Genomic DNA, 9,091 nt, shown 5'->3' with positions numbered 1-9,091 from the left:
GCGTCAGCGTTGCGTGGCCGGTCTCGGCGGCGGTCGACTGTGCAGCATGGCTGCGCGAGTTGTTGCGATGATCTGCCAAGGCTCCCAGGGTCATGCGCCCGCCCACGACGCACATCGCCGAGACACCTCGACAAGTCTGGTGCTGGGACATGACGTACCTGCCCGCGCTGGTGCTCGGGCGCTGGTTCCACCTCTATCTGATCCTGGACTTGTACAGCCGCAAGATCGTGGGCTGGGAAGCCCACGACACCGACGACTCCGACCATGCCGTGCACCTGGTGCGCCGCACGGCGCTCGCCGAGGGCATCGCCACGCTTGACACCAAGCCGGTGCTGCATGGCGACAACGGCTCCACGCTGAAGGCCACGACAGTGCTGGCGATGCTCAACTGGCTGGGCGTGAAGCCGTCGTATTCGAGGCCTCGCGTGAGCGACGACAACGCCTATGCGGAATCATTGTTCCGCACGGCCAAGTACCGCCCGGAGTTCCCTGCCAGGGGCTTCGCCGACCTTGAGCACGCGCGCTCCTGGGCGGCTGGCTTCGTGCGTTGGTACAACCATGACCATCGACACAGCGGCATTCGCTACGTCAGCCCTGCGCAGCGCCACGACGGTGAAGACCAGGCCATCCTCGCTGCTCGCCACGCGCTGTACACCCGTGCCCGCGCGCTCAACCCAGCACGATGGTCAGGGCCTACACGCAACTGGTCGCCCATCGGCGCAGTGACCCTCAACCCCGAACGTGACTGCATCGTTCAGACACACGCGAAGGCGCCAAACATACAGCCGCTGGCTGCATGAAAGAGGCGACAACTACATTGACGCGCGCCGACTGTCAAGCCACCTCCGCATCCACCTTGGGGATTTCGGAAGGGACACAGGTCAGCCCCGGGCCAGCCCTCGCCCACGCACAGATCCGTACTTGCAGAGCTACGGCATCAGATGCGGTCGAGCACATCTAGGGCGTTGAATAGAGGTAGGAAGCGGCTCGCGCCCCGCGAAAACCTCTGCCGTCGGAATGTGCGTCGCGTGCCGGCGGGGCGATGGCTCAAGAACGGGCTCTGAACTGGCTGGGCGACAAACCGGTCGAATGACGGAAGGCTTTGGAAAAGTTGGCCAGCGACGAGAAGCCGGCCGAAAACGCTATCTCTTCGATCGAGCAGCGTTCGTCGCGCAGGCGACGCTTCGCCAGCATGAGCCGCCGCTCGGCAACAAAGGCATGCGGCGCTCGGCCCGTCGCCGCCTTGAAGCTGCGCGTAAAGTGGCCCACGCTCATGCAGGCAATGCCTGCGAGCTCGATCACTGTGAAGTCTTGGTCGAGATTGCCGTCGATGAAGTCGACCACGCGCGACAGGCGCCGGCTGTCCAGCGGCTTGGGCGCCTTGTCCGCCAGCGGCCGGGCCAGCCCCAGCTCCGAATAGTTCTTGAGGAGGTGGGCGCTGAGCGCCACCGAGAGGCTCTCAACGAACAGCCGCCCTACCCCCGTCTCGTTGGACAGCTCGCACACGATCTGGTCCGCGATCATGCTCACGAAGGGATCGTGATCAATGGCCTGGTAGCGCAGGCCGGCCCGGGCCGGGTCGATGTCGAACTCGCGCTGGACGGTCTCAGAGAAAGGTTTGCCGGGCAGGAACAAGTGCAGGCAGTCGGCCATTGGCTCGACCACGTTGATGTACTCCTCCTCGACGCCTGCGGGGCACAGCCAGATGGTTCCCCGATGGCCATGCGTGTGCTCACGCCGGCCTCCGCCTGCGCGGTCGACCAGCGTCTTCCCGCTCAGTTGAATGGCGACCTCGGTCTCACGCGGCACCAGCCGGGGCAGTTCGCCGGCCGCATGGGTCCAACGCTCGGCCAGGATGTCCGACCAGCCCAGCGCGTTGGAGCTCTGGCGCATCGTGCTGTTGACGTACTTTTCCAACGAATGCCCGAACATGGTGCTAGACCGACTTAAGGGATTGATTGCGGATCGCGCTCTGCACGAATCGTGCCGAATCATCATCCGCACACCAGGAAAAGTAAATATCGCATTGGGAGAAGGGCTTTGGCCCCCTGACTCGCCAGACTTGCTGCAAACGCCACCCCATTGAAAGCACTGGAGAGAAAGGACACGCTATGGCCCGACACGTTGTCGTGGGCGCCTGCCCGCACGATTGCCCAGATACCTGCTCGATCCTGACCACCGTCGAAGATGGCAAGGCCGTCGCGGTACGCGGCAACCCGGATCATCCCTTCACCCGGGGCCGCCTCTGCGTGAAGGTCAACAACTACCAGGACCGCGTGTACAGCGAGCAGCGGCTTCTGTACCCCATGCGCCGCAGCGGGCCCAAGGGCAGCGGCCAGTTCGAGCGGATCTCGTGGGACGAGGCGCTGGCCGAAATTGCCATCCGCTGGAAGGCGCTCATTGCCACAGACGGCGCGCAGGCCATCCTGCCTTACAGCTACCTGGGAACGCAGGGAATCCTCAACGGCCTGAACGTGGGTGACCCCTTGTTCAACAAGCTGGGCGCCACGGTGTGCGAACGGACCTTCTGCGACTCGGCCTCGTGCACTGCCTACATGATGACCATCGGCCACACGCCAGGCGCGGACCCCGAGAGCTTCGTGCATTCGAAGTACATCGTGCTGTGGGCCTGTAACACGCTGAGCACGAACTCGCACCACTGGCCCTTCATCGAGCAGGCGCGCAAGAACGGCGCCAAGCTGGTGGTGATCGACCCGGTGCGCACGCGCACCGCGCGGCTGGCGGACTGGCACATCCCCATTCGGCCGGGCACCGATGGTGCGCTGGCCCTGGCGATGGCGCACATCCTCATCAAGGAAGGCCTGATCGACCGCGACTACATCGACCGGCACACACTGGGCTTCGATGAACTGGCCGAGCGCGTGAAGGCGTACACGCCGGAATTCGCCGCAGAACAAACCGGCATTCCCGTGGAGGACATCCTCAAGTTGACGAGGGAATACGCCGCGACCCCACCCGCAGTTGTGCGCATCGGCGTCGCGGTGGAGCGCCATGCGGGCGGCGGGCAGACAGTGCGCGCCATCGCCTGCCTGCCCGCGCTCATCGGCGCATGGAAGCATGTCGGCGGGGGCTTGCTGCAGCTGCCGATCTGGGCCTTTCCGGTGAACTGGCCGGGGCTGATGCGGCCGGATCTTCAGCCGGAATCGATGCGGGTGATCAACTCCTGGCGCCTGGGTCCGGCGCTCACAGGCGAGACCCCGCTGGATCCGCCGATCCGCTCGCTGTTCGTCTACAACGCCAACCCCATGGCCATGGTCAGCGACCAGGACAAGATCGAACGGGGCCTCGCGCGCGACGACCTCTTCACCGTGGTCAGCGAGCACTTCATGACCGACACCGCGCGCTACGCGGACATCGTGCTGCCGGCCACGACCCAGCTCGAGCAGAAGGACATCATGTTCTCGTGGGGTCACCTCTACCTGTCGTACAACAACCCGGCCATCGAGCCGTTGGGCGAGGCTGTGTCCAATACCGAGCTCTTCAGACGCCTGGCCAAGGCCATGGGCATCGACGACCCCTTTTTCCATCGGTCGGACGACGACATGATCGAGGCGTCCATGGACTGGGGCAGCCCGGTGCTCGAGGGCATCACCCTGGAGGAACTGAGGCGCAAGGGCTTCATGCGCCTGAACATGCCCGCTCCCGACGACTGGGCGCCGCACCGCGAAGGGAATTTTCCGACGCCGTCCGGCAAGTGCGAATTCAAGTCATCGTTGGCAGAGGGCGGCAACTTCGTGGTGCCGATCTTCAGGCAGGGCTTTGGCGGCCAGCAGGCGGGCGAACCGGTGGACCCGCTGCCGCACTACATCGCGCCCAACGAAAGCCCGGCAACTGCCGCCGCGCTGGCACAGCGCTATCCCTTGAGCCTGATCTCGCCCAAGAGCCATGCTTTCCTCAATTCCAACTACGGGAATCTGCCGGCCCAGCGTGCGCAGGCGGGCGAGGAACAGATGGTGCTGCTGCATCCCGATGACGCGAGTGCCCGTGGCATTGCCGCCGGAACGCCGATCCGCGTCTTCAACGACCGCGGAGCCTTCGAGGCCAAGGCCACGCTCTCGGCCGACGTGTCGCCGGGACTGGTGATGGCGCCCTCGGGCTACTGGCACCGGTCGAACCGCGCTGGCCCCACGGTGCACGCGCTCACGCCGCTGGCCTTTGCAGACCTGGGCTGCGCGCCCACCTTCTCCGACACTCTGGTGCAGGTTGTCGCCCTCTGAGCCCGCGCCCCTCCTCAACCCTTTTCCTTCACGCATATGGCCTACGTTGTTACCGACCTCTGCACCGGCTGCCGCTACACCGAATGCGTCACCGTCTGCCCCGTCACCTGCTTCCATATGGACGAGCGGATGACCTACATCGATCCGGAGAACTGCATCGACTGCGGAGGCTGCGCCACCGCATGCCCGGTGGGCGCCATTCAGGCTTCGTTCCTTCTTCCCGCCGACAAGGCACAGTGGATCGAGATCAACAGGCTTCGGTCGGCGCAGACGCCAGTGATCGCCGAACGCCTGCCGCCCTTGCCCACCGCTGAAGCACGGCGCATGGAGCTGGGTCTATGAGCGACGCCGGCGCATCGCCGTTCAGGGTGGCCGTCGTAGGCGCGGGGCCCAGCGGTTTCTACGCCACCGAGGCCCTGCTGCGCTCGGCGCTGCCCATGCACGTTGACCTGCTGGAGCGGCTGCCCGTGCCCTACGGCCTCGTGCGCTACGGCGTGGCGCCCGACCACCCCAAGCTCAAGCAGGTGACCGCCGTCTTCGACCGCATCGCGGCGATGCCCGGCTTTCGCTTCGTCGGCGGCCTCGAGCTCGGCCCGGACGTGTCGGTCGACGACCTGCTGGCGAGGTACCACGCGGTCATCCTGGCGACGGGCGCACCGCTCGGCCGGCACATGGGCATCCCCGGCGAAGACCTGCCCGGCAGCCACCTGGCCAGCGATTTCGTCGGTTGGTACAACGGCCATCCGGACCAGAAGAATTGCCGCTTCGACGTGTCCAGTGAACGCGCGGTGATCATCGGCCAAGGCAACGTCTCGCTCGACGTTGCGCGCATCCTGCTCAAGAGCGTGGACGAGCTGCGCCGCACCGACATCGCGGCCCATGCGCTGGATGCCCTGGCCCACAGCCGCGTTCGCGAGGTGCACATCGTCGGTCGCCGTGGTCCCGCCGATATCCGTTTCTCGCCCAAGGAGCTGCACGAGATCGGCGAGCTGCCTTTATGTGACGCGCTGGTGGACGCCGCCGACATCCGCGCAGAAGGCTTTGCGGTGCCCGCCGGAACGGATGCGGAGAAGGCGGCGGCCATTGCGATGCTGGAGCGCTTGGTAGGCGTTCGCGCTGCCAAGGACAAACGCTGCGTCTTCCGCTTTCACCTGGAGCCGCAAGGCATCGAAGGCGCCGCGTCGATCGAGCGTATTCGTTTCGGCAGGCCGCGCGGCTGGCCGGCGGGCCCGGACTCCGTCGGCATCGAATGCGGCCTGGTGTTCTCCAGCATCGGACGCCGGGCCTGTTCGATCGAGGGCGTGCCCTACGACGAGGGCCGGGGCACGCACGCCAATCTCCAAGGCCGCGTCGTCGACGGCGGCAAGCTGGTGAGCGGCCTCTACGTATGCGGCTGGAGCAAGCGCGGGCCCCAAGGCACCATCGGCACCAACCGCGCCTGCAGCTACGAGACCGCCGAGGCGGTGCTGGCCGACCTGCCTGCCCTGGCGCATCGCACGCTGGCGGCCGAACTTCCCCTCCGCGGCACCGGGCCCACACAGTACGTCGGGAAGTACCTCGACTTCCAGGACTGGGCGCGCATCAACGCTGCCGAGGTGACACGCGGCGCCACGCTCGGCAAGCCCAGGGAAAAGTTCGTGTCGCTAGAGCATCTCTACGCGGCGGCGCGCGAGGAACTGCCATGCTGATGGACCTGCGCCGATATGCGTCAGCGGCGTCGATGGCGTCGGTCGGGCCCCTGGTCGACAGCTTCGAGCGGCGGATCAGCTACCTGCGCCTGTCGGTGACTGACCGCTGCAACCTGCGCTGCGTCTACTGCATGTCGGAGGACATGCAATTTCATTCCAGCCCGGAACTGCTGACGATCGAGGAACTGGACCGGGTCGCACGCCTGTTCATCGCGCGTGGGGTGAGAAAGCTGCGCATCACCGGCGGCGAGCCGCTGGTGCGCAAGGGTGTCATCGAGCTGTTCCGGTCGCTGTCCGGCTGCTTGAGGGATGGCTCCTTGCACGAGCTCACCCTGACGACCAACGGCCTGCGGCTGGCGCACTTCGCGCAGGACCTCGCGGCCGCAGGCGTGCGGCGGGTGAACGTTTCGCTGGACACACTCGATCCGGGGCGCTTCGCGCAGATCACGCGCGGCGGCACACTCGAAAAGGTGCTGGAAGGCATCGAGGCGGCGCAAGATGCAGGAATTGCCGTCAAGCTCAACGCCGTGGCCTTGCGCGGCGTCACCGATCTGGAGATCCATGAGCTGATCGAATTCGCGCACAGTCGCGGCATGACCCTGACCCTGATCGAAACCATGCCCCTGGGTGAGACGGGCTGCGACCGGTCGGAGCAGTTCCTGGGGCTGGACGCGCTGCGCCGCGAGATCGGCAGGCGCTGGACCCTGAGCGACGTGGCGGACCGCAGCGGCGGTCCCGCGCGCTACGCCAGGGTCGAGCAGACCGGCGGCCTGCTCGGTTTCATCACGCCGCTCACCCAGCACTTCTGCGGGGACTGCAATCGCGTCCGCGTGACGGCCGCCGGCACTCTCTACACCTGCCTCGGGCACGAGAACGGCGTCGACCTGAGGGAGCTGCTGCGCGGCCCGATGAGCGAGGTGCGCGTGCATGAGGCCATCGGCGATGCCGTTGAGCACAAGCCCAAGGGACACGACTTCTCGCTTCAAGGACGCGTCTTGCCGATCAAGCTGGTCCGCCACATGTCCGCGACTGGCGGGTAGTCATGGATTCGTCCTGGCTTGCCTTGAGCGGCTGTGGTGCGAATATTCTGCGCGGCCGAAGGCTTTCGTGAGTGCGTTGCGCCGATCAGGCTGAAAGGGCATTGTCACGTTAGGCACGACAGGTTGCAAAAACGACAGGGATGCCTGGGCTCAGAAGACGGTGGACGGATTTTGGGCGAGGCCAGTGAAAAGGTGCCATGCCTCGAAGCGCGCAGCGAGCTGTTTTGCGGTAAAGCGATGGGCGCAGCAGAGGACGCTTGAGCGCGAAGTGCTGGCGGATGGGACCGAAGCTCGAGAGGAAAGCCTGCGTGCGCTCGGGCCGGCGAAAACCTCGCATGCGTCGCTCGCGTTCACGGGTGGGCTGATGGCTATTTTCTGCGCGGTTGTTCACCCGAGCGCAGGCCTTCACGAACAGGTGGCGGACGTTCGCAAGCTCCGGATCTCGGCCTTCGCGGCCGGATAGCTGCGCAGCTGGTCGGTGACGATCTTGCGTGGCGCCTCTGGGCAGGCGGCCAGCACGCGCTTGAAGAAACGTTTCGCTGCGGCCTTGTCGCGGCACTTCTGCAGGAGGATGTCGAGCTCGGCGCCATGCTGATCGACGGCGCGCCACAGCAGGTAGGGCTCACCGCGCAGCGTCACGAACATCTCGTCCGGAGCTGTCAGGATTTTTGTGTTCGAGGCGGTTGGTGAATTTGCGCTCGACTGATTTCTCTGATGTCTTCAGGCCCCTGCCAGGCCGCCGGAGGCGCCCCGGTTGAGCGATGTACCCATGCTCAACCTCCTGATTTTGCGTTGCCTTGGGCCGCATGCGTGAAACGCTCTTCGTAGAGGATCGCGAATTGATTCATCGCCTCCTTCCAGTTGTGCGCTGCGCGTCCCCAGTCGGCCGTGATGTTGCGCAGCGCCAGCCAGATCAGCTTGGAAGCCGCATCGTCACTGGGGAAGTGCCCGCGCGACTTGATGATCTTGCGCAATTGCGCGTTGATGCTCTCGATCGCGTTGGTGGTGTAGATCACCCTTCGGATCGAAGGCGGGAAGGCGAAGAACGGTATCACCMTGTCCCATGCGCGGCGCCAAGCGGCCACCACGGTCGGGAACTTGGTGCCCCAGGGGCCTTGCGCGAAGGCGGCCAGTTCGGCCTCGGCCGCCTCGGCGCTGGCGGCCGTGTAGATCGGCTTGATGGCCGCGGCCAGCAGCTTGCGGTCCTTCCAACTCGCGTAGTCCAGCGAGTTGCGTATCAGGTGCACGATGCACGTTTGCAGCGTTGTCGCCGGATACACCGCGGCCAGCGCCTCGGGCATGCCCTTCAGGCCGTCGGTGACGGCGATGAGGATGTCACCCACGCCGCGAGTCTTCAGATCGTTGAACACCTTCATCCAGAACTTGGCGCCCTCGGTGCCCTCGATCCAAAGCCCCAGGATGTCCCTCGTGCCGTCGGGCAGCACGCCCAACGCCAGGTAGATGGCCTTGTTGCGCACCACCGCGTCTTCCCTGATCTTCACGCGCAGGGCGTCGAAGAAGACYACCGGGTACATCGGCTCCAGCGGCCTGGCCTGCCAGGCGCCMACCTCGGCCATGACGGCGTCGGTGACCGAGCTGATGAACTCGGGCGACACCTCCACGGCGTAGCTCTCCAGCAGGAAGCCCTGGATCTCGCGCATGGTCATGCCGCGCGCGTACATGGCCACGATCTTGTCGTCAAAACCGGTGAAGCGGCGCTCGTGCTTGGGGATGAGCACCGGCTCGAAGCTGCCTTCGCGGTCGCGCGGCACTTCGATGCGAAGCGGCCCGTCGCCGGCCAGGACMGTCTTGGCGCTGCGGCCGTTGCGCTGGTTGGGGCCGCTGGCTTCGGGCTTGGTGGCGCCGCTCGGGTAGCCCAGGTGGTGCGACATCTCGGCGCCCAGAGCGCGCTCGATGAGCGCCTTCTTGAACGCGGCCGTCGCCTCGTTGACGGCCTCGCCGGTCATCGGGCCCGAAACAAACTGGTCAATCAGCTCTTTGGGAATCGACGGCAGTGCCGCCATCCTGGCGGCGATCGCCGCGTTCTTCGCTTTTGTCTTGCTTACTGGCATACATGCTTCCTGTGGTCATGTTATGCCTCGAACACAAAATTCAGGACAGGCTC

Annotated in this window: 6 protein-coding genes and 2 pseudogenes; 5 read left to right on the top strand and 3 right to left on the bottom strand. The window is 65.6% G+C overall.

The window, feature by feature from the left end; genetic code table 11:
- Positions 1-74: 74 nt before the first annotated feature.
- A pseudogene (locus AC1DYD_RS40570) lies at positions 75-800 on the top strand (transposase); the annotation flags it as partial.
- A 247-nt stretch (positions 801-1,047) separates the two neighbouring features.
- Here the strand turns inward: AC1DYD_RS40570 and AC1DYD_RS40565 are convergent.
- Positions 1,048-1,917, bottom strand: a complete 870-nt coding sequence (locus tag AC1DYD_RS40565; RefSeq protein WP_478178364.1) for a helix-turn-helix domain-containing protein — start codon at positions 1,915-1,917, stop codon at positions 1,048-1,050.
- A 194-nt stretch (positions 1,918-2,111) separates the two neighbouring features.
- Between AC1DYD_RS40565 and AC1DYD_RS40560 the strand changes: the two genes are divergently transcribed.
- The 4 genes from AC1DYD_RS40560 to moaA are packed head-to-tail and all read left to right on the top strand — an operon-like array spanning position 2,112 to position 6,966.
- Entirely contained in the window at positions 2,112-4,238 is a 2,127-nt protein-coding gene (locus AC1DYD_RS40560) for a molybdopterin-containing oxidoreductase family protein (RefSeq protein ID WP_478178363.1), read from the top strand.
- 36 nt (positions 4,239-4,274) lie between these two features.
- Complete coding sequence (locus AC1DYD_RS40555; RefSeq protein ID WP_478178362.1) at positions 4,275-4,580, top strand: 4Fe-4S dicluster domain-containing protein; 306 nt, start codon at positions 4,275-4,277, stop codon at positions 4,578-4,580.
- The gene (locus AC1DYD_RS40550; protein WP_478178361.1) at positions 4,577-5,926 is read left to right on the top strand and encodes an FAD-dependent oxidoreductase; all 1,350 of its coding nucleotides are present in this window, start codon (positions 4,577-4,579) and stop codon (positions 5,924-5,926) included. The genes AC1DYD_RS40555 and AC1DYD_RS40550 overlap by 4 nt, the downstream gene beginning before the upstream one ends.
- A complete protein-coding gene (gene moaA / locus AC1DYD_RS40545) occupies positions 5,920-6,966 on the top strand; it encodes a GTP 3',8-cyclase MoaA (protein ID WP_478178360.1) in 1,047 nt (348 codons plus the stop codon). The genes AC1DYD_RS40550 and moaA overlap by 7 nt, the downstream gene beginning before the upstream one ends.
- A 150-nt stretch (positions 6,967-7,116) precedes the next feature.
- On the opposite strand, the pseudogene AC1DYD_RS40540 reads toward moaA, so the two are convergent.
- Both AC1DYD_RS40540 and AC1DYD_RS40535 read right to left on the bottom strand, forming a co-directional pair.
- Positions 7,117-7,617, bottom strand: a pseudogene (locus AC1DYD_RS40540) (DDE-type integrase/transposase/recombinase); the annotation flags it as partial.
- A 122-nt stretch (positions 7,618-7,739) separates the two neighbouring features.
- On the bottom strand, positions 7,740-9,038 hold the full coding sequence (locus tag AC1DYD_RS40535) for an IS256 family transposase (RefSeq protein WP_478178359.1): 1,299 nt from the start codon (positions 9,036-9,038) through the stop codon (positions 7,740-7,742).
- Between the last annotated feature and the right edge of the window lie 53 nt (positions 9,039-9,091).

The organism is Variovorax sp. P4_B11 (assembly GCF_056402355.1).
The sequence above is the reverse complement of the archived record's forward strand: the minus strand, read 5'-3'. Positions and strand labels throughout refer to the sequence as shown.

Bases quoted from the DNA above. Each gene is read 5' to 3' on its own strand.
- AC1DYD_RS40550 (WP_478178361.1), top strand. From the start codon at position 4,577: ATGAGCGACGCCGGCGCATCGCCGTTCAGGGTGGCCGTCGTAGGCGCG.
- moaA (WP_478178360.1), top strand. From the start codon at position 5,920: ATGCTGATGGACCTGCGCCGATATGCGTCAGCGGCGTCGATGGCGTCG.
- AC1DYD_RS40555 (WP_478178362.1), top strand. From the start codon at position 4,275: ATGGCCTACGTTGTTACCGACCTCTGCACCGGCTGCCGCTACACCGAA.
- AC1DYD_RS40560 (WP_478178363.1), top strand. From the start codon at position 2,112: ATGGCCCGACACGTTGTCGTGGGCGCCTGCCCGCACGATTGCCCAGAT.